Source organism: Kitasatospora saccharophila (assembly GCF_039529925.1).
GTDB lineage: Bacteria > Actinomycetota > Actinomycetes > Streptomycetales > Streptomycetaceae > Kitasatospora > Kitasatospora saccharophila.
The window spans coordinates 74,529-93,942 of sequence record NZ_BAAANS010000023.1; the positions used below are offsets into that span (position 1 = coordinate 74,529).

General features: G+C 74.0%; 16 protein-coding genes. 6 read left to right on the forward strand and 10 right to left on the reverse strand.

Going from position 1 to position 19,414, the window contains the following annotated elements:
• Window positions 1-4: 4 nt before the first annotated feature.
• The 5 genes from ABD345_RS18165 to ABD345_RS18185 form a co-directional block, all read right to left on the reverse strand.
• The gene (locus ABD345_RS18165) at window positions 5-1,003 is read right to left on the reverse strand and encodes a hypothetical protein (protein ID WP_344553285.1); all 999 of its coding nucleotides are present in this window, start codon (window positions 1,001-1,003) and stop codon (window positions 5-7) included.
• A gap of 40 nt (window positions 1,004-1,043) precedes the next feature.
• Window positions 1,044-3,428, reverse strand: a complete 2,385-nt coding sequence (locus ABD345_RS18170) for a WXG100-like domain-containing protein (RefSeq protein ID WP_344553286.1) — start codon at window positions 3,426-3,428, stop codon at window positions 1,044-1,046.
• 213 nt (window positions 3,429-3,641) lie between these two features.
• Window positions 3,642-4,586: a hypothetical protein gene (locus tag ABD345_RS18175; RefSeq protein ID WP_344553287.1), complete on the reverse strand. Its 945-nt coding sequence runs from the start codon at window positions 4,584-4,586 to the stop codon at window positions 3,642-3,644.
• Between the two features lie 348 nt (window positions 4,587-4,934).
• Window positions 4,935-7,070 carry a PQQ-binding-like beta-propeller repeat protein gene (locus ABD345_RS18180; RefSeq protein ID WP_344553288.1) on the reverse strand — a complete coding sequence of 712 codons (2,136 nt, stop codon included), beginning with the start codon at window positions 7,068-7,070 and terminating at the stop codon, window positions 4,935-4,937.
• A 45-nt stretch (window positions 7,071-7,115) separates the two neighbouring features.
• Entirely contained in the window at window positions 7,116-7,652 is a 537-nt protein-coding gene (locus ABD345_RS18185) for a GNAT family N-acetyltransferase (RefSeq protein WP_344553289.1), read from the reverse strand.
• 594 nt (window positions 7,653-8,246) lie between these two features.
• Here ABD345_RS18185 and ABD345_RS18190 point away from each other — a divergent pair.
• Entirely contained in the window at window positions 8,247-8,804 is a 558-nt protein-coding gene (locus ABD345_RS18190) for a hypothetical protein (protein ID WP_344553290.1), read from the forward strand.
• Window positions 8,805-8,858: 54 nt separating this feature from the next.
• Here the strand turns inward: ABD345_RS18190 and ABD345_RS18195 are convergent, their stop codons facing one another.
• From ABD345_RS18195 to ABD345_RS18210, 4 genes are all read right to left on the reverse strand, one after another.
• The gene (locus ABD345_RS18195) at window positions 8,859-11,045 is read right to left on the reverse strand and encodes a DEAD/DEAH box helicase (RefSeq protein WP_344553291.1); all 2,187 of its coding nucleotides are present in this window, start codon (window positions 11,043-11,045) and stop codon (window positions 8,859-8,861) included.
• 133 nt (window positions 11,046-11,178) lie between these two features.
• Entirely contained in the window at window positions 11,179-12,147 is a 969-nt protein-coding gene (locus ABD345_RS18200; protein ID WP_344553292.1) for an enoyl-[acyl-carrier-protein] reductase FabV, read from the reverse strand.
• A 282-nt stretch (window positions 12,148-12,429) separates the two neighbouring features.
• Window positions 12,430-13,131 carry a RibD family protein gene (locus ABD345_RS18205; RefSeq protein WP_344553293.1) on the reverse strand — a complete coding sequence of 234 codons (702 nt, stop codon included), beginning with the start codon at window positions 13,129-13,131 and terminating at the stop codon, window positions 12,430-12,432.
• A gap of 46 nt (window positions 13,132-13,177) precedes the next feature.
• Window positions 13,178-14,554, reverse strand: coding sequence for a helix-turn-helix domain-containing protein (locus ABD345_RS18210; RefSeq protein ID WP_344553294.1), 1,377 nt, complete (start codon window positions 14,552-14,554; stop codon window positions 13,178-13,180).
• A 273-nt stretch (window positions 14,555-14,827) separates the two neighbouring features.
• Here ABD345_RS18210 and ABD345_RS18215 point away from each other — a divergent pair, with 273 nt between their 5' ends.
• The 4 genes from ABD345_RS18215 to ABD345_RS18230 are packed head-to-tail and all read left to right on the forward strand — an operon-like array spanning window position 14,828 to window position 17,892.
• Window positions 14,828-14,971 carry a hypothetical protein gene (locus ABD345_RS18215; protein WP_344553295.1) on the forward strand — a complete coding sequence of 48 codons (144 nt, stop codon included), beginning with the start codon at window positions 14,828-14,830 and terminating at the stop codon, window positions 14,969-14,971.
• Window positions 14,972-14,985: 14 nt separating this feature from the next.
• Complete coding sequence (locus tag ABD345_RS18220; protein WP_344553296.1) at window positions 14,986-16,173, forward strand: cupin domain-containing protein; 1,188 nt, start codon at window positions 14,986-14,988, stop codon at window positions 16,171-16,173.
• Window positions 16,170-17,066: an aldo/keto reductase gene (locus tag ABD345_RS18225; protein ID WP_344553297.1), complete on the forward strand. Its 897-nt coding sequence runs from the start codon at window positions 16,170-16,172 to the stop codon at window positions 17,064-17,066. Before ABD345_RS18220 ends, ABD345_RS18225 begins: the two co-directional genes overlap by 4 nt.
• The gene (locus tag ABD345_RS18230) at window positions 17,050-17,892 is read left to right on the forward strand and encodes a hypothetical protein (protein ID WP_344553299.1); all 843 of its coding nucleotides are present in this window, start codon (window positions 17,050-17,052) and stop codon (window positions 17,890-17,892) included. Before ABD345_RS18225 ends, ABD345_RS18230 begins: the two co-directional genes overlap by 17 nt.
• Before the next feature lie 44 nt (window positions 17,893-17,936).
• On the opposite strand, the gene ABD345_RS18235 is transcribed toward ABD345_RS18230, so the two are convergent.
• Window positions 17,937-18,446: a MarR family winged helix-turn-helix transcriptional regulator gene (locus ABD345_RS18235; RefSeq protein WP_344553301.1), complete on the reverse strand. Its 510-nt coding sequence runs from the start codon at window positions 18,444-18,446 to the stop codon at window positions 17,937-17,939.
• A gap of 188 nt (window positions 18,447-18,634) precedes the next feature.
• On the opposite strand from ABD345_RS18235, the gene ABD345_RS18240 reads away from it, so the two are divergent.
• Complete coding sequence (locus ABD345_RS18240) at window positions 18,635-19,222, forward strand: NADPH-dependent F420 reductase (protein ID WP_344553302.1); 588 nt, start codon at window positions 18,635-18,637, stop codon at window positions 19,220-19,222.
• The last annotated feature ends 192 nt before the right edge of the window (window positions 19,223-19,414 follow it).

Consider the following 19,414-nt stretch of genomic DNA (forward strand, 5'->3'; position numbering starts at 1 on the left):
CGGGTCAGTGCCTTCCGCTCTGGGTCATACCCGGAGTGATCATGAGGTGGGGAGAGGTGGACGGGAGGGACGGCGAGGCGGGCATCGGCGCGGTGCTGTCGATCTCGCCGAGCTCGGCGACGGTGTCGTCGTCCGCGTTCTGGTAGCTGTCGGCCATCTGCTTCAGGCCGTCGGCGATGCCCTTGAGGCCGCCGGACAGGCTCTTGAAGAGCGTCATGGTGCTGTGGCTGACGTTCACGTAGCCGTGCTCGCCCTCGGCGAACTTCTTGCCCGACTCGTCGTTGCCCCAGGGGTCCTGGGCCTCCAGCGAGGGCAGGTAGGCGCTCAACGACCGGTAGGCGTTGCCGAGTTGGTCGGCGGCGGCGAGCAGCGGCGACACCGCCGCCCGGTACTGGTCGGGGTCCACCCGGAAGCCCGATCCGGCGCCGCCCGAACTCCCGCTCCCGGACGCCGCGTTCCGGGCCGCCATCGGCCGGTGGGCCACCTGGTCGGGCGTCGCCCGGGAGAGCGGCACGCCCTGCTGCATCGGCTGCAGCGGCGCGTACGCCGGTTCCACCGGATGCTCGGCGGACGGTGCCGCGAAGTCCGTCCGCCCCTGCTGGAACGGCTCCACCGGCTGCTCCAGCCCCTGCCGGGGCAGCAACGTCTCCGGCGACGCCTGCTCCAGCCCCTGCCGGGGCAACAGCGTCTCCGGCTCCGCCAACTGCATCGCCGGCTGCCGGGGCAGCAGCGTCTCCGGCTCCGCCGGCAGGACCCGCTCCCGGGGCAGCAGCATCTCCGGTGTCGCCTGCTCGGAGACCGGAACGCCCTGCTGCATCGGCTGCAGCAGACCGCCCATCCGCTCCCGCGGCTGCACCGGATCGAGGGCGATGCTCTCCGGGCCCGCCGTGTCGACCTCGAAGCGGTCGGCCTCGACAGGGGTCTCGACCATCCGGTGCAGGACGTGGGCGGGTTCGGCGGGCGCCCCGGCGTCGACGTACCAGGCCTGCTCGTCGTTGCTCATGAGGGTTCCTTCGTCAGTGCGGGCGGCGGCGGGCGCGCGGTCAGTCGGCGGCGGGCGCGGCCAGCCGGGAGAGGGCGGCGCGCAGGAACGGGCTGGGCACCTGGAAGCCGCCCTCCTCGCGGAGCGGGGCCCGCTGCGGGGTGGCCGCCGCACCGGCGTCGGAGGCCGTCGCGGCGGAACCGGTCTCGGCCGTCGGCGCGTCGGGGTGGCCGCGCCGGGCGGCGACGCTGCGGGAGCGTTCCAGGTAGGAGGCGTCATCCGTGCTGCCGGCGGTCTCCGTCGTCGTGACGGGGGTCTCCCGGCGTGCCGTCGCGTGGTCGGCGGTGGCGGTGGCGGCGTCCGTGGTGCCACCGGAAGCCTGCTCGCCCCCCGTCCCGCCGCTGCCCGTACCGCCGCTGCCCGTACCGCCGCCGCCCGTCCCGTCGTTGCCCGCGCCGTCCGCGCCGGCTCCGTCGGTGCCCGTCCCGTCGGTGCCGGTCGCGCCGCCGCCGAGCAGGACGCCCGCGAGCTGGTTCAGGACCTCGCTCTCGCTGGCGGGGGCGGCCGGGGCGGCCTGCGTTTCGGGCTCGGCCGTGGCGAAGGTGGCGTCGTCGCGGGCGTCGTCGAGCCAGCGGCGGCGGGCCCGGTGCCAGTGGCGGTCGCGCGGGCCGACCTCGCCGGCCTGGCCGAGGATGCCCCGGTCGCCGTGCAGCTGCTCCTCCTCCTCGCCGTCGCTGCCGAAGCGGGTGGGGCTGACGAAGCGGTTGCCGTGCCTGCCGTCCTTGCCGCCGCCGCGGCCGCCGCCGCCCATGCCGGGCATGTGGCCGCCGCCCATGCCGGAGGCGCCGCTGCGGCCGGTCGCGCCGCCGGACGCCAGGGTGCCGGCCCCGGCCCCGGCCCGGCCGACCGCGGAACCGGCGCCGGTCATGCCGCCCGCGGCTCCCGCACCGCGGCTCCCGGCCAGGGTGCTGCCCGTGCCGCTGAGGCCGCGGGCGGCCCCGCCGCCGAGGCCGTACGGGCTGCTGCCGCCGCCGAACGGGGCGAGTCCGGCCCGGGCGCCGCCGCCCGATCCGCCGCCCGATCCGCCGAGCGCGCCGAGGGCGCCGCCCAGGGAGCCGCCGAGGTTCCCGAGCGAGCCGCCGCTGGAGCTGCCGATGCTGCTGCCGAGGCCGGAGCCGAAGTTCTGACTCGGGACGTAGCTGCTTCCGGTCTCGACGCCGGGGCCGCCGATGCCGCTGAGGTCGCCGAGCCCGGCCAGACCGAGGTGGTTGCTGCCGGTGGTGGAGAGCGGCGTGAACACCGGGGCGCTGCCGCCCGCGCCGGTGTCGGTGCCGAACTGGGGCAGGTTCGGGGCGGGCAGGCTGAAGGGCTCCAGGCCGGAGCCGCCGGTCGATCCGGAGGTTCCCGACCCGGAGTAGCCCCCGCCGCCGAACGCCCCGGATCCGCCGTAGGATCCGGCCGTTCCGGGGTCGCTCAGGCCCGGGAGCGAGAAGTCGGACCCGGCGGACCCGCCCGCGCCGCCCGCACCGGCGCCGTCCAGGCCCGGCAGCGAGAAACCGGACCCGGCCGCCCCGGCCGCGCCGCCCGCACCGGCGCCGTCCAGGCCGGGCAGCGAGAAGCCGGACCCGGCGAATCCGGCACCCCCGCCCGCACCACCCGCACCGGCACCCGCACCGGCGCCGTCCAGGCCCGGCAGCGAGAAACCGGACGGGTCGGTGGTGGTGGCGCCGACCCCGCCGGGCAGGCCGCTGCCCGCGCCCGCCCCGAACAGCCCGCCGGGCAGGTTGCCGACCCCGCCGCTCATCGTGCCGACGCCGCCCGCGCCGCCCGCGATGCCCAGGCCGCCGACCCCGCCGACGCCCGAACCCCCGCTCGCGGTGCTGCCGTTGAGGGAGCAGGTCTGGCCCATGCCGGTCATGTCGGCGATGTAGCCGGCGTTCGTCCGGAGCGTGGTGTCCATGTTGCCGCTGACCCGGCCGATGTACTGGTGGTACAGGGTGACGGCCTGCTTGACGCCCTCGGACTTGGCGATGTCGTCGTGCTTCCCGGCCGGGTGGGCCTCGATGTACTTCTTCGCGTAGTCGAGTTCGCGGATCATCTCCGTCTTGGCCTCGCCCACCGCCTGCGCGGCGCCCCGCATCGAGTCCTCCATCACGTGCCCGGCCTGGAGGGTGGTGGTGACGTGCGAGCCCTCACCGGCGGCGAACTTCTTGAGGTACTGGGCGAAGCTGTCGGCGGCGGGGCCCGACATGCTCGCCATGGCCCGGTTGGCGGCCGCGACGATCGCCGTGACGTGGCTGTCGGCCACCTCGTTCCACTTGGCCCAGGCGGCGGCGAGTTCGGCGAGCAGGTCCTCGTTCCCGTCGGGGAAGACGATGTCGGCGCCTTGCTCGTTGCTCTGGAGGGTCTTGAGTACCTCGGCGAGGTCAGCGGGCAGCTCGATCATGGCAGCGGGTCTCCGGAGGGGTGCGGTCGGGACGGCAGGGGGCCCGCGGCGGCGCGGACGGCTCGGCGGCGCGGACGGCTCGGCGGCGCGGGCGGATGGCGGCACGAACGGCCCGGCGGCGCGGACGGCTCGGCGCGATGGGCTCGGCGGACGGACGGCGGGGAGCCGGGCGGACGGCCCGGCGCGGGCGGGCGGGGTGCCCGCCCGGCGGCGTCAGACGCCGTGCCCCGTCGGGGCCCACATGCCCGGTCCCAGGTAGGGCGGCGGCGGCGGGGGGTTGTAGTCGAGGTCCGGCGTCTCGGCGGACTGGTAGCCGCCGTCCGGGTCGATGTTGCCGAGCCCCTCGATGGGCGGCGGCGGGGCCGGGGCGCCCACCGGGAAGGCGGGCAGCTGCTCCGTCTCCCTGGGCAGCACGTGGAGGGCCGGCGTGGCCTCCACCGTCTCCCTCGGCAGCGTGTGGAGGGCCGGCGTGCCCTGCATCGCCGGCGTGGCCTCCACCATCTCGGGCCGGGCCAGCGGCAGGTGCTCCCCCGTGAGCAGCGTCGCCCCGGTCCGGGCGTGCGGCAGGTTGTCCGGCGTGAGCAGCTCCGCCCCCGCCCGGGCGTGCGGCAGGTTGTCCGGCGTGGCCGCGATCTGCGACGTCAGCTGCCCGGACACGGGAGCCGCCCAGATGTCCTGGCCCGGCGTCAGCACCGGCTCGCCGGGCGTCGCCTGCCCGAGCGGCAGGCTCGACTCGTACCCGGGGGTGCCCACCGTCGCACCGCCGGACAGGTAGGTCCCCGCGCTGGCGAGGCCCGGGCCGGCCGGCATGGTGCCGTCGCCCATGATGCCGCCGAGCGCGGTGGCCTGCTGGTCCTCGTTGGCGCGGTGCCGGGCGGCCATCGACTGCAGGTTCTGGCCGACCGCGGTGGCGTTCTGGATCAGGACGCCGATGCCCTGGAGCACCTGCTCCTGGTGCTCGGCGAGGCCGCCGACCGAGGAGCTGCCGCCCTGGATCGCCTTGCCGACCTGGTCGGTGCCGTAGACGGTCGCCTGGACCTGTTTCACCTTGGCCGCCAACTGGTTGGCGGGGCCGGTGAGTTCGTCCAGTAGTCCGAGAATCTTCTTCGCTGCCGCCTCGACCTCGTCGAGGTCGATCCAGACCGTCTCGTCCGCCACCTGCGCATCCTCCGCACTCCGCCGCCCCCGGTCGGCACGCACCCGTGCCGACGGCCCGCGCCGGGCATGCCGGGTCGTCGGGGCAGCGGGTGGCCCGGACGCGCCCGTGACATGCCCGCACCGGCCCATTCCACTACCACCCTAACCCGCGGCTGGGAGCGCTCCCAGCCGCTCGGGGGTGCCGGAATGACAACACGTCATCCCGGCACGATCCTGACATGTCATCAAGTCACGGTGGAAACCAGAAGGAATGCAACAGGTAAATTCACGACATGAACCCGCAAGGGGAAGTAAAGACCGGAAGTGCCCGTTCCGGGTCGGTCGTGAATGTTCGATGGAGGATCCCGGTCAGAGCGTGACCGCGCCGCCCGGGGTGACGATCCGCAGGCCCGCCTCGTCGAGGTCGATGGCCAGCGGGGTCCCGTCCAGCGCGGCCTCGTTGAGCAGCGAGGCGCTGGCCAGGTGCCACAGCCGCAGGGTGCCCGCGGCGTCCCCGGCCGCGAGCAGTCCCTCGCCGTCGAACTCCCGGCCCACCACGGCGCGGACGGCCGCGCCGCCACCGGCCAGTTCGGCGGTGCGGCTGCCGTCCTGGACGTCCCAGACCAGCACGGTGCCGTCGCCCGCGCCCGCGATCACCGCGGGGCGGCCGCCGAGCACCGCGAACGACAGCACCTCGGCGGCCTGCGGGAGTCCGGTGCAGACCGGGCCGGCCGCGCCGCTGACGGCGTGCCACAGCCGCACCACCAGGTCCTCGCCGGCGGTGGCCAGGATCGGCTGGCCGCCCGCCTCGGTGGCGGCCAGCGCGGTGAACGGGCCGCACCCGGTGGCGAACCGGCGGCTGTCGGCGCCGGTGGCGGCGTCCCGGACGGCGATCGCGCCGTCGCGTCCGGCGGAGGCCAGCAGCGGCTGCTCGCCGGGGGTGAAGGCGATCCCGGCGACCGGCCCGGCGTGCGGGACGGGCAGCGGCAGCTCGGTGCCGTCGGTGAGGCGGTGGCTGCGGACGGCGCCCGCGGCGGTGCCGCACACCAGCAGGTCGGCGGTGAGGTCGAGGCTGTGCACCGGGCCGCCCCCGCCGGGCAGGTCCAGGAACGGGGCGCCGGTGGCGGCGTCCCAGGCGGTGAGCGCGCCGTCGCCGAACCCGGCGGCGAGCACCGGACGGCCGTGCAGGGTGCCGGCGGCCAGCGCGGCGAGCGGGCTGCCGGGGCGGCCGGCGGGCACGGCCCTGGGGGCGGGCGCGCCGGTGGCGGCGTCCCAGGCGGTGATCCGGCCGGTCTCGTCGCCGGTGTACAGCGCGTCCCCGGCGGCGGCCAGCGCGGTGAGCCACTCGCCGGCCGGCCAGCCGTTCAGCGGGCGGCCGTCGTACACGTCCCAGGTGCGGACGGTGCCGTCCAGCGCGCAGGAGGCGAGCACCGGCCGGTCGGCGAGGGTGGTGAAGGCGAGCCCGGTCACCGTGCCGGTGTGGCCGTCGAGTTCGGCGACCGGCTGGCCGGTGGCGAGGTCCCACAGCCGGATCCGGCGGTCCTGGCCGGCGGAGGCCAGCACGGCCTGGTTGTCGACGGTGAGCACGGCCAGCGCCAGCACCTCGCCGCGGTGGCCGACCAGCAGGTGCATCAGCTCGCCGGTGCCCGCGTCCCAGACCCGGACGGTGCCGTCGGGGGCGGCGGCGGCCAGCAGGTCGACCCCGGCGCAGTGCACGGCGCGCAGCGCGGTCGCGCCGCGGCCGCCGGTGGGCAGGGTGCCCAGCACCCGGCCGTCGTCGGCGCGGACCGCCCGCAGGTCGCCGGACTGCCCGGCCGAGAACGCCACCGGGATGTCCCGGCAGACCAGCGCGGCCACGGACTGGGCGCCCTCGCCGCCGGTGGTGCCGTGCGCGACGGCGCCGGTGGTGGCGTCCCAGACCTGGACCGAGCCGTCGGTGCTGCCGACCGCGAACAGCGAGCGGCCGCCCGCCTCGCCGAGCGCGACGGCGGTCGGGGCCAGCCCGGCGTCGGCGTCGGAGCCGCCGAGCGGGGCGGCGTCGTCCAGCGCGGTGAGGCCGAACGCGCCGTCCGCCTCGACCAGGGCGTACGCGGCCCGGCCCGCGACGGTGCCGACCACGGCGGCGCTGCGGGCGGTTCCGCCGGCGGGCTCGGTGGCGGCCAGCGCGGCGGGCAGCGCGGCGGGGTCGGCGGCTTCGCCGAGGGCCTGGGCGAGCAGCGCGTCGAGCACGGCGGCGGAGCCCGGGACGGGCGCGGCGGTGCCGTCGGTCCACTGCCGGTCGGCCTGCCCGGGCCGGCCCAGGACGGTGAGCCGCCGTCCGGCGGCGGGGGTGTCGGCGGGCGCGGGGGCGGGGACCTGGTCGGCCCCGGCGAGGACCCGGCGGATCAGGGCCGGGTCGACCCGGCCGGTGCGCTCGCGGTCGGCGCGGGTGGCGCGGAAGGCGCCGTCGGCGTCGATCAGCAGTTCGCCGCGGGTGCCGTCTTCCAGCCTGACGCTTCCTGACATGGTGTCACTCCTGGTTCTTTGCAGGGAAGTTGGGAGCCCCGTGGGTCAGCAGAGGTCTTCCGGTACGAGTGTCGCGTGCACGGCGTCGTGCAGCCGGTGGGTGCGGGAGCTGCGGAACAGCGCCGGGCGGTAGCCGGCCCGGCGGAAGCCGATCGCGGCGCCGGTGAGCTGGCTGGGCATGTTGTCGGCGGCGGCGAACGCCTCGACCCGGCACAGGCCGATCCGCTCGAACCCGAAGCGGCACACCAGGCGCAGCGCGGCCTTGGCGGTGCGCAGCCGGCGGTGTTCGGGCAGCAGCCAGACGGCGACCTCGGCGCACTCCCGCTCCGGGTCGAGGTTGACGAGTTCGGCCCAGCCGACGGGCTCGGCGGTCGCGGCGTCCTCCAGCGCGAAGTAGGCGGCCCGGCCGGTCTCCCACAGCATCGGGGGGATCTCGTCGAGCCACCGCGCGGCGGCGGCGGTGTCCAGGTGCGGGACGACGGCCTGCAGGAACTCGCGCACCAGCGGGTCGTGGCTGCCCCGGTGCACGAGGGCCGCGTCGGTGGGGCGCGGTCGGCGCAGCACCAGCCCGTCGGCCGTCATCGGTTCGTCCCGCACTTCGGTGAGCGCCCGCATCGCTCCCCCCGTCCGCTCCCCCTGCCGGCTTGCCCGGCCGGCCCTCACGGGCCGCCCGGGCGTACCCTCCCCCGCCGTTCGACCGCCCGTCAAGTCGGAGCCGAAGGATGAACGTTCGCGCACGTCAGCGGGACGTTAGTGGAACGTGAGCGGGAACGCGCAGACTCTTTCCCGGGGTTCGTCACTCCGCGTCCCGCCGCCCACCCGGTCCACTCGTTCTCGGACCGGGCGCCCCCGCTGAGGGCGGCGGGACTTCCTTCCTCCGCGCCGGCCGCCGCCGCTGCCGCGGGCCGGGCCGCCGCGGCAGCGGACCCCGGCGGGCCTCGGCGCCCCGCCGGACGGATCGGCCGGAGGCGCCGGGCCCGGGCCGATCGCCCGTCTCATCGGCTGAGAACAGCTCGTCCCGCCTGGACAGCCGGATTCGGTGGCGTGTTCGCTGATGCGACGTCACCTGCGGATCGAGGCGACCGGCCGCAGCCGGTCCGCCTCGGGCCGCAGCATGCCCCGGAAGGACCAACCATGTTAAATCGCACACGAACGGCACCGAGCTGGCGCCGCCGGGTGACCACCCGCCTGGCCGCCGCACTGACGGCCATGGCCGCCGTCGTGGCCATGGCGGGCGTCGCCGCGACCCCCGCCCAGGCCACCGAGGGACCCAGTCCCTACTGGTACACCGGGATCATCCGCAGCTGGGCCCAGGGCCAGTGCCTGGACAGCAACGACCAGGGCGACGTCTACACCCTCCCGTGCAACGGGGGCCAGTACCAGCAGTGGCACATCACCATCGCGAACCACCCCAAGGACGAGTGGGCCACGGTGTGGATCCAGGACGTGCAGACCCAGCGCTTCCTCATTCCGCGCTGCGACACCTGCGACTCCTGGCAGCCGGGGGTTGGAACGGTCACCTGGCTCCCCACCCAGACCTGGCTGCTCTACCCGAGCAACTACCCCTGGACCGCGTGGCGCTTCGCGTGGCACCCCGGACTCACCCAGCGGTGCCTGGACGCCAACTCGCCCGGCCACCCGCCCTACATCTCCTACACGGACTGGGATCCGGACCCGATACTCCCCCCGGACTACTGCAGCTCGAACTTCCAGGACTGGAAGCTGGGCTTCTGACCCGGGCCCACCGGCGGATCACCTGAAGGCCCGTCAACCCCACTGCCCGCCTGGTCAGTTGCCGGGGCCGGCCAGTCTCAGCTGCTCGTCCTCGACGATCCGCACCGCGAGTGCCCGGTCGGAGATGTCGACGGCCTCGGGGGCGGCCTCGGCGAGGTCGCTGCGGCGGGCGTAGCGGTCGAACAACTCGGCCTTGCCGCGCAGCAGTTCGACCAGTCGGCGGTCGAGGCTGTCGGTGGCCAGCAGCCGGTGCACCCGGACCCGGCGGATCTGGCCCATCCGCTGGGCCCGGGCCACCGCCTGGTCCTCCAGGGTGGGTTTGAGCTGCGGTTCGCACAGGATGACCACGCTGGCGGCCTGCAGGTTGAGGCCGATCCCGCCGGCCTGGATCTGGCAGAGCAGCACGGCGTGGCCCTCGGCGGCACTGAACTCGTCGACGAGTTCCTGCCGTTGCTCGGCCGGCAGCGATCCGGCGACGGTGCCGGTGACGGGCGCGCCGAGTGCGCCGAGCGCGCCGTGCACGGCGGCCAGCACCTCCCGGAAGTAGGAGAAGACCACCACCTTGTGCCCGGACTCGGCGGCCTCGGCGACGAGTTCGCGCAGCCGCCGCAGTTTCGCGGAGTGCGCGGGGTCGGCGTACGCGGCCCGGCGCATCGCCATGAAGTTGCCATCGGCGACGGCGGCGGCGTACGCGGCGCGGTCCGGCCCGGAGAGCTCGTCCCACTCGTCCACCCGTACCACGTCCGGGAGTTCGGTGAGCACGTCCTGCTGGTTGCGGCGCAGGTAGGCGGGGGCGACGGCGCGCCGGAAGGCGAGCGGGCCGAGGGCGCCGAGGCCGGCCGGGAGGTCGGTGAGCAGCTCGGGCTGGAGGTGGCCGATCAGGGTGCGGAACTCCTCCACCCGGTTCTCCATCGGGGTGCCGGTGAGGAACAGCACGTGCTCGGTGCGGGCGGCCCACTCGGCGACCAACTGCGTGCGGCGGGCGGCCGGGTTCTTCACGAAGTGCGCCTCGTCGACGACCAGCGCGGCCACCGGGTCGGCGGCCAGGGTGCGCAGCGACTCGTAGGTGGCGACCAGCACGCCGCCGGCGGCCAGCCAGCGCTCCCGGGCGGCCTCCCGGCCGGGGCCGTGGTAGCGGTGCGGGGTGAGCGTGCTGCGCTCGGCGGTCTCGCGCTGCCAGTTGACCAGCACCGAGGCCGGGCACACCACCAGGAAGCGTGCCGTCCCCTCCGCCGCGGCCGCCAGGTGGGCGAGCACGGCGAGCGCCTGGACGGTCTTGCCGAGGCCCATCTCGTCGCCGATCACCACCTTCCGGCGGGCCAGCGCGAACCGGGCGCCGAACGCCTGGTAGCCGCGCAGCGAGACGGTGCAGCCGCGGTCGTCGAAGGGCTGGGCGCGGACCTGTTCGGCCAGTTCGTCGGGCAGGTGGCCCTCGGCGGCGGCCCGGCCGTCGGTGGCGGTCCGGCCGGCGAGCAGGCCGTCCTCGGCGAGCAGCGCCAGTTCGGCGTAGAACTCGGCGGACCGGTGCTCGAACTCGACCCACGCCTCGACTTCCCCGGCGAGCGGGCGCAGCAGGTCGGCGGACGCCTGGGCGAAGCGCAGCCCGGCCTCGTCGGCCTCCGCCCGCTCCCCCTCGGCGGCCAGCGACTCGACGGCCCGCCAGGCCCGTTCGCGCTTCTCGGCGCCGGCCAGCAGAGCGCGCAGCCGGCCCCGGGCGTACTTGGCCTCGGCCAGCGGGGTCTCGTAGCGGGCGTCCAGCGCGGCGGCCTCGGCGGCGGCCCGGCGGGCGGCCGGGCCGGCCAGCACCAGCCGGTGCAGGGCGGCGACCAGCGCGGTGGTCCCGGCGTCGGGGTGCGCCGGGTCGAGCCGGACGGCGGTGCCCTCCTCGACGGCGGCGGCGATCTGGGCGGCGGCGGCGAGCAGGTGCGCGGCGGTGGGGCCGGCGATGCCGGGGATCCGCAGCAGGTCCTGCCGGGTAGCGTCGTGCACGGCGGCGACGGTGGTGCACCCGACGGCGCGCAGCGTGCCGATCTGCAGGCGGCCCCCGGTGACGTCCTTGAGCCGCTCGACCGGGATCGCCTCCAGTTCGGCCCGCACCAGCCGTCCGAAGACCCGCCGGTGCGCGGCGGCGACCTCCGCGACCGCCGCCGCGTGGTCGGCCACCAGCACCCGCGCCGCGGCCCGCTGCCGCCCGGCCACCGCGACCACGTCCCTGGCCCGGCGCACGTTCCGTCCCGCCACCCGCGTCTCCTCCCACCCGCCCGTCCGGCCCGCCCGTCCCGACCGACCGGGACGCCCATCCTGGCACCCGCCGCCGTCGAACCGCCCCGGGGCCTCCTGACCGCGAGCAGCACCTCAGCGCATCACGGGATCCTCACGGGCTCCGGGGCGGCGGGCCAGGACGTCTCGGCCTCGGCCTCGGCGGTGTAGTCGACGCCGGGCACGTCACAGCCGTACAGCTCCCGGACTGCTGGTGGAACCAGGCCGAACCGGCCGGGTCGGCGGCCAGTGCGGCAACCGAGTCGGCCCACCGGGCGCGCACTCGTGTCTGGACCTCCTCGTCCGACTCCCAGCCGTCGAGCCGGATCCGGCCCTGCCCGTCGAGGAGAAGCGGCCGCTCGCCGGCCAACTGCTCCCACAGGTCCACGGCCTGGTCGGTGGTGGTGCGCCAGCCGTCCGCACCAAAGACGTTCCGCAGCAGCGAGGTGTACAGGGCGATCGAGGGGATGGCGGTGGACGCCTGGGTGACGGCCACACCGGCGACCACGGTGAACGCCCGGCCCGCGCCGCCTGCCAGGACGCCGTCGGCCCACAGCCGCCAGTTCTCGCCGCCCATCGCCTTCACGGTGGCCCGCCGCTCCTCCTCGCTCGCGGCGGCCAGCCGCACAGCGCCGATGCTCGCGGCTCCGTCGGGGAAGACCGGGGACGCTGCCTCGTACGCCCCGCCGACCGGCTTGATCACCAAGTGGTGTACCTCGCTGGTGACGGGGTCGGTGCGGCGGGGCGCGGCCAAGCTGTAGACCAGGTGGTCTACAGGGCCGTAGCGCTCGGCGACCAGGTCGAGGACGCGCTCCTTGGCCCCGGCGGAGAACGCGTCGGCATTGAGGAACACGAAGTCCGAGCCGTTCTCGGCGGCGAGCCGGGCGACGGTCGCAGTGCGGTACCAGCCTGCGGTCGCGGTGCGCCGCTCGCTCAGGGCGCCCTCGTAGGCGACGCCTATGCCCCGGATCCCGTGCTGCCGCAGCCCGGCCAGCAGGATCGACAGGCCGTACCCGGCACTGGACCCGAGCAGCAGCACCACCGGCGCGCGCCCCCGGGCGTGCGTGCCGGGATCGACTGCCAACTGCGGGCGACCGTCTCGGCGCAGCCGCCGGAGCGGGAGTTGACGACCAGGTAGCCACGCTGCTTCGGGGAGATCCGTTGCAAGCCCACTTGCGTTCGCTTCCGTTCCGCCCGACGAACGGGCACCCGCTCCGGGCCCGTCCCCACCGAACGTATCCACCCCGGGCCCGCACCCCGTGCGCTCCCGGCACCGGTGACCATCCCGGGAATTGTCGGGTCCCGTCCTTGCGGCGACGTCCCTCCGCGAACTACCGGCCCGCGACTTCGAACGTCCTGGAACGTCTCAGCCCAGGTCGGTGCGGGCGGTGTCCGTCTCCTTCGGGGCGTAGCGCAGCAGTACCACGTCGCCCACCGTCTCGGCGCCCAGCAGCTTCATCCGGCGGGTGCTGCCGCCCGGGAACTCGGCGGGGTGGACGAAGCGCGGTGCGCCCGCCTCGCCCACCAGCAACGGCGCCACGGCCAAGTGGATCTCGTCGGCCAAGCCGAGGCTCAGGAACTGCGTGTGGACCTGGCCGCCGCCTTCGACCATCAGCCGCTGCACGCCGCGCGTCGCCAGGTCTTCGAGCATCAGGCCGAAGTCCACCGTGTCGCCGGTGCTCACCACGTCGGCAAGACCGTCCAAGGTGTCACGCAGCTTCAGCGCGCCGGCGTCGGTCGTGTAGACCACCTTCTTATCGCCGAAGTGCCAGAACTTCAGGTCGCGGTCCAGGTCGCCACTGGCCGTGATGGTGACCTTGAGCGGGTACTCCGGCTTGCCGACTGCTACCCGAGCCACCCGGCGATCGTCGCTGTTCACCAGGAGCCGCGGGTTGTCGCTGCGCAGGGTGTTGCCACCGATGAGGATGGCGTCCGACTCGGCCCGCACCTGGTCTACCCGGTCGAAGTCGTCCGAGTTCGACAGCAGCAGCCGCTGCGGCGAGGTGTCGTCGATGTACCCGTCCACCGAGGTGGCGACGCTCAGCAGGACGAAGGGACGCTCGGCCATCGTGGCTCCGTTCTCGCTTGGGGCGGCACGGGCGCCGCCGGGATGATCACACTTCATGGAGCATCACGCTGTCGAGGGCTTCGCGGAACTCTGCGACCTCGGCCACCGCGGACCATGGTTGCAACTTGCCGTCCAGCGAGGCCAGTTCAGCGAAGATCCGGGCAGAACCGGTACCGGAGGCGATTGACAGGGCTTCAGATGCGGTGGCTGCTGCCCGCTCGGGACCGGTGGCGTGCAGTTGGGCGCCGGCGGACCGGGCCAGGTAGACACCACGGTCGCGCCGGAACGAGGCCGGCAGCGCTCGGATTGCCTGGTCGAAGCCGGTTGCTGCGGCTTCGTACTGGCCCAGTACCGCCCAGGACCGGGCTCGCTGGGCTTCGACGTAGGCCGCGTTCAGCCAGTGCCCGCGGTTCGCGCCGGTCTCGCTCGGCACGCTGACCAGTTCCAGGGCCTGGTCGTACGCGCGTTGGCACGCCAGCTCGTCGCCGAGCAGCGCGTGTCCGTGTGCTCCGTAGACCGCCCCGAGTGCCATCAGCCGACTCTGAGGAGGGGCGATCCGCTGGGCTGCATCGGCGAGGTCGACGGCGTCGAGCGATTCCCGCATGTCGCCGGCCAGCTGTGCCTTGCGGGCCGTGATGTAGACGGTCAGGTCGTGATCACCAGCAGAGGTCGACCAGTCGACAGCGCGGTCCGCCCAGTACTGGGCGGCTCGGTGGTCACCGCCGTCCTGGAACAGCCAGCTGCAGAACTCGGCGTACTCGGCCTGGACCTGCATGAGGTTGAGTCGATCACGGCCCGAGGCCTCGCGACGGAGCTGCTGGATCAATCGGACGTGTTCCTGGGAGCTGGCTACGATCTGGCGCGGCCCGAGCACGTTGTCACAGGCGACCAACGACTTCCGCAGCTGCCGTAGGTTCTCGACAGGGTGGACATCGGGCGACAGCACCAGCTGAGGGCCGGGCTCAGGCCCAGTTGCCAACCCGGGAAGCACCGCTGCTCCGGCCGCGCCGGCAGCCGAGCGGAGCAGTGCGCGACGCGGCATCGTCACGAAGATGATCCTTCCGCCTGAGGTCCGGCAGCCGACCCGGACCTCACCATCAGCGAGCATCATCGCTGAGCCGATCCCCGCTGGATCAGGGACCGCCCCCAGCGCCCCTGGACCTGCGTCGTTCAAGGCGACCGGTGTCTGCCAGGGAAGGATCGGCACGTTGGCTGGTACCGGAGCCAGCAGATCGACGAGTTCTGCTGCGGTGACCTGGAGCAGTAGGGCCAGCCGGGGCATCTGGAACGGCTGAGGATCACCTCGGCCGCTCTCCCAGCGGACGACCGTGGACCGGTCAACGGTGAGGGCTTCTGCAAGCCCCTCCTGGGTGAAGCCCATGGCTCGGCGACGCTGGGCGAACTCATCCCGTTTCACCACCACTCAGGTCCCCCGGTTCACCAACACTGATTCGGCCGCTCGGCATCCGCCCAGGTCATGCCCAGCCGTGCCACATGGATGCCACGTTGATGCGCCAATTCTCCTCTGGTTCGGGCTTTCTGACGGCGGTTTCGTAGAGCTCTGCCGGACGACATCGATGATCCGGCACCAGCTTCCGGCTCCGGGCAGCTAAGGCGGTCCGGAGCCGGAAGCCCCAACCGAGCCGGCATCAGCTGACTCGGAAGTCGTTCCACTAGCGCGAGAGGGGTACAGCTCATGCCCGAGAACCTCACGTCTTCCTCCACCGAGCTGGAGGAGGAAGGCCTGCTGGTCGCCCGTCGCCGGGTCACCGCAGCGCGGTCCCGCTTCGAGATGCCGTCGGACGGTGGCTCCACCGGCGTCACCGACACCAACGACTGACGGCTGACACCATCGTGACCACCGAGACCCTTTCGGTGGCCCAGCGTCTGGGCGGGGAGCAGTTCCTCGCCCAGACGCTCGGCCGCAGCTACCACGTTGCGCGCGGCAATGCCGCGTCGGTCGCCGGACTGGTGAGCTGGGATGACCTCAACGACATCCTCACGCACCACCGGCTTGAAGCCCCCCGGTTCCGGTTGGCGATGGACGGCGACCCGGTGCCGGCCTTCCGCTACTCCCGGCCAGTCGTCACGCGCCGCAGCACCGTCTGGCACCGACTTCAGCCGGCCTCGCTCCACGAGCAGCTGGCCGGTGGGGCCACGCTGGTGGTCGACGCCGTGGACGAGCTGCACCCCGGGACCGGGGGCCTGGCCAAGCACCTGGAGAACTGGCTTCGGACCGCCGTGCAGGTCAATCTGTACGGCTCCTGGACCGGCACCGAGGGCTTCGGCACCCACTGGGACGACCACGACGTGATCGTGGTCCAGCTCGACGGCGCGAAGCGCTGGAAGCTCTACGGTCCGACCCGCACCGCTCCGATGCACCAAGACGTGGCTGCACCGGAGGAACCGCCGGAGCAGCCGGTGGCCGACCTGGTGCTCACGGCCGGCGACGTGCTCTACCTGCCCCGCGGCTGGTGGCACGCGGTCGCTGCGTCCGAGGGCCAGTACTCGCTGCACGTGACCTGCGGGCTCCGGACCACCACCGGGGCCGACCTGCTCACCTGGCTGTCCGAGGTGCTCCGTGGCCACGAGGTCATCCGGACCGACGTGCCGCGGTTCAGCACCGAGAGCGAGCAACGCGATTTCCTGGACCGGATCGCCAAGCTGGTGGTCGACGAGCTGACCAGCTCCGACCTGATCACCCGGTTTGACCGGGCCCGTGATGCCACGGAGTCGGCCCGGCTGGCACCGTCGCTGCCGTACGTCACCGGTGTTCCGGCACAGCCCGATCTGCTGGTGCACCTGGTGGTCGCGCGGGCCGGCCTGCTGACCATGCCGGACGGCACCGCTCTGCTGACGGCGGGCGGTGAGGAGTGGACGTTCGCCGCGAAGGCGCTACCGCTGCTCAAGCCGTTGCTGGACGGCTCCACGCACAGCCTGGACGAGCTTGCGGCGCTGGCCTGCCTCCCCCTCGAACAGGCTGCTGGAGTGGTGAACGAACTGGTCCTCGGCCAGGTGGCTGCGGTGAGGACCGCCCGGTGACGACGCAGCTCGGTCTCGGCACCCACCGCTGTCCCGATGTCGAAGGGGCCGCCGCGATGGCAGCGGCCCACGCAGTCGGCTGGATCGACACCGCACCCAACTACGACTGCGGTCTGGCCGAAGGCGCGCTGCTCCGGGTACTCGGCAACAACCCGCAGATCAAGGTGTCCACCAAGGTCGGGTTCGTCCCGCGCTTGCTCCAGGACCGGGCGGTGAAGGACAGCGTGCTCACCAAGGCCCAGGCGAACAGCGGCCATGCCCTGACGGCCGAGTACATCGCCTGGCAAGTCGAAAGGAGCCGGCGCGCACTGGGCCGCGAGCCCGACCTGGTGTTCCTGCACAACCCCGAGCACCACTGCGAGCCCCACCAGATCCGGGAACGCCTGTCCACCGCGTTCGCGGCGCTGGAGGAGGCATGCTCTCAGCAACTCGTCCACGGGTACGGCGTGGCTGCCTGGAACGGGTTCTCCCACGGCATCTTCAACGTGCCGTTGCTGGTCGACCTGGCGTTCGAGGCCGGAGGCCCGCAGCACCACCTGCGAGCCATCCAGCTCCCGCTGTCGCTGGTGAAGCTGAGCGCCATCGCGGAGGCGCTCGATGGTGGCGGCGTGCTGGCCGAGGCCCAAGCGGCCGGCTTGGACGTGTTCGCTTCGGCGCCGCTGCACGGCGGTGAGGTGCCGAAGTTGGTCACCCCGGAGTTGTCCGAGCTGATCCGCTCCGGCAGTTCGCCGGCTCAGGCCGGACTGGCCGTCGTGGCCTCGGCCCCCGGCGTGCGGCGTGTGCTGCTGTCCACGGGCAACACGGAACACTGGACCGATGCTGCTGCCGCCGTGGGCGGGCAGCAGTTGTCCGAAGCCGTCATGCGGAGGGTTGTCGATGTACTCGGTACCTGAGCCGGAAGTCGCCGACCGGATGCGCCGAGCCCACGCCGACGTGGCGGTCCAGTTCCAGGCCCAGGCCGTTGGCGGCGCCGAATCCTGGGGTTGGCGCGGACGGACCCTGAGCCGGTTGGTGCTCACCCCGACTGGCGACGGCTGGTTGCGGCTGGTCTGCGCGCCGGCCGAGGAAGCCGAGGGGAAGCTCTGGGAAGGACCGATGGCGGCCGAGCTGTCGATGCCGGCGGACGTTCCGCGGCCCCGGCTGCGCCGCCGGATGACCTGGGTCGACGGTGAGCACGGCTACCTGGCCGAGCTGTACGACCCAGTACCGAACCGCACGATCACGGTGGACGGACCGGTGCTCCGCAATGAGCCCGACCTCGATGCCGCCTGGTGGCCCGGCCTGGCCGGCGCGCTCGACCTGGTGGCCGTCGTCCGGACCAGCCGGGTAGCCGTTCGGCAGGAGTACCTGGACCGCGCGATGCCTCGGTTCCTCGGGGCGTCCGTCAACGCGACGGTGCCGGCCTGGAGCACGGCTCACGGTGATCTGCACTGGGCCAACCTGGTGGCACCCTCGCTGTCGATCCTCGACTGGGAAGGCTGGGGCGTCGCGCCGGTCGGCTTCGACGCTGCCATGCTGCACACCTACTCGCTGCTGGTACCGGAGACCGCTGCCCAGGTTCGTCGCCACCTCGGCCACGTGCTCGACACCCCGGCAGGCCGGTTCTCCGAGCTGGCCGTCATCGCCATGCTGCTCCAGACCGTCCAGCGCGGGGACAACCTGGACTTGGAGAGGTCCCTGCGCGAACGGGCCTCACTCCTCCTCGGCACCGCGATCTGACGGACTCACCGCCACGAACCGGCCCGGTCCCGGCCCGGCCCCGGCTACTCGCGCTTGCGGCGCGGTCGCGGCGGGATGACTGGGACGACCTGGCGCAGGTGGGTGCGGGCGGTGTCCATCAGGGTGGCGAGCTGGGTGACCTGGGCGGGGGTGAAGAGGTCGAGGAGGCCCTCGCGGACCACCCGGACGTGGCCGGGGGCGGTGGCTTCCAGGAGGCGCCGGCCCGCTTCGGTGAGGACGGCGCGGACGGCGCGTTCGTCGGCCGGGTCGGGCTCCCGGACGAGCAGGCCGGCCTTGGCCAACTGGCCGACCTGGTAGGTGAGTCCGCTGCGGGAGGCGACCATGCGTTCGGCGAGTTCGGTCATCCCGCAGGAGCCGGCGGGGCTCTCGTCGAGCCGGGTGAGGATCTCGTACTGGACCATGGTCAGCCCGGCCTCCTCGCGGAGCTGGAGCTCCACCTGCCGGTGGATCAGGTCGTAGGTCTCCAGCAGGCCGGCCCAGGCCCGCATCTCGGTGTCGTCCAGCCAGCGCGGTCCGGTCGGGGGTTCGGTCATGGGACCAGGCTAACAGTTGCTGCGAATTCGAAGCATGTGTATGTTTCTCGGCGTCGAAGTGCTTCGAATTCGCAACACCATGGTGGGGCGGGGGCGGCACTCCGCGCCCTTCGCCGACCCACCTCCGGCGACCCACCGCGATCACCGGCCGCGATCCGCTCGCAGCCCACGGAACAGGGGAGATTCCCATGCAGATCAACGTCCTCGGCACCGGCAACGTCGGCTCCGTCCTCGCCCGCCGCCTCGCCGACCTCGGCCACACCGTCACCACCGCCAACACCTCCACCCCGGCCGAGAAGTCCGCCCGCCAGGCCGCCGAGGCCGAACTCACCATCCTGGCCGTCCCGTTCGGCGCCGTCGCCGAACTCCCCGCCGAGCTCCGGGCCGCCCTCGCCGACCGGATCGTGGTCGACGCCACCAACCCGCTGGCCGCCGACTACCTCTCCCTCACCGTCGGCCACACCACCTCCGGCGGCGAGCAGGTCGCCGCCGCACTGCCCGGCGCCCGGGTGGTCAAGGCGTTCAACACCGCGATGGCCGTCACCATGGAGACCGGCGCCCTCTCCGGCACCCCCCTGCTGCTCCCGGTCGCCGGGGACGACCGCGAGGCCGTCGCCGCCGTCGTCGCCCTCGGCACCGCCCTCGGCTTCGACGCCCTCGACGCCGGCCCCCTCACCAACGCCCGCTACCTGGAGCCCGCCGTCGAACTCCTCATCCAGCTCGCCTACGCCCAGGGGCACGGCGCCGACATCGGCTTCGCCCTCGCCCGCGGCTGAGCCCACCACCGGATCCACCGCCGGCCCCGGCCTCCCCGCACCACCCACGACGGCCCCCGCCCCGATCCGGGCGGGGGCCGTGTCGGCGCCTCCGGCCGACGCCTCCGGCCAGGCTGCCCGGTCAGCGCTTCCCGATCAGGCCGCCCGGTCAGCGCTTCCCGATCAGGCCACCCGGTCAGCGCTTCCCGCAGG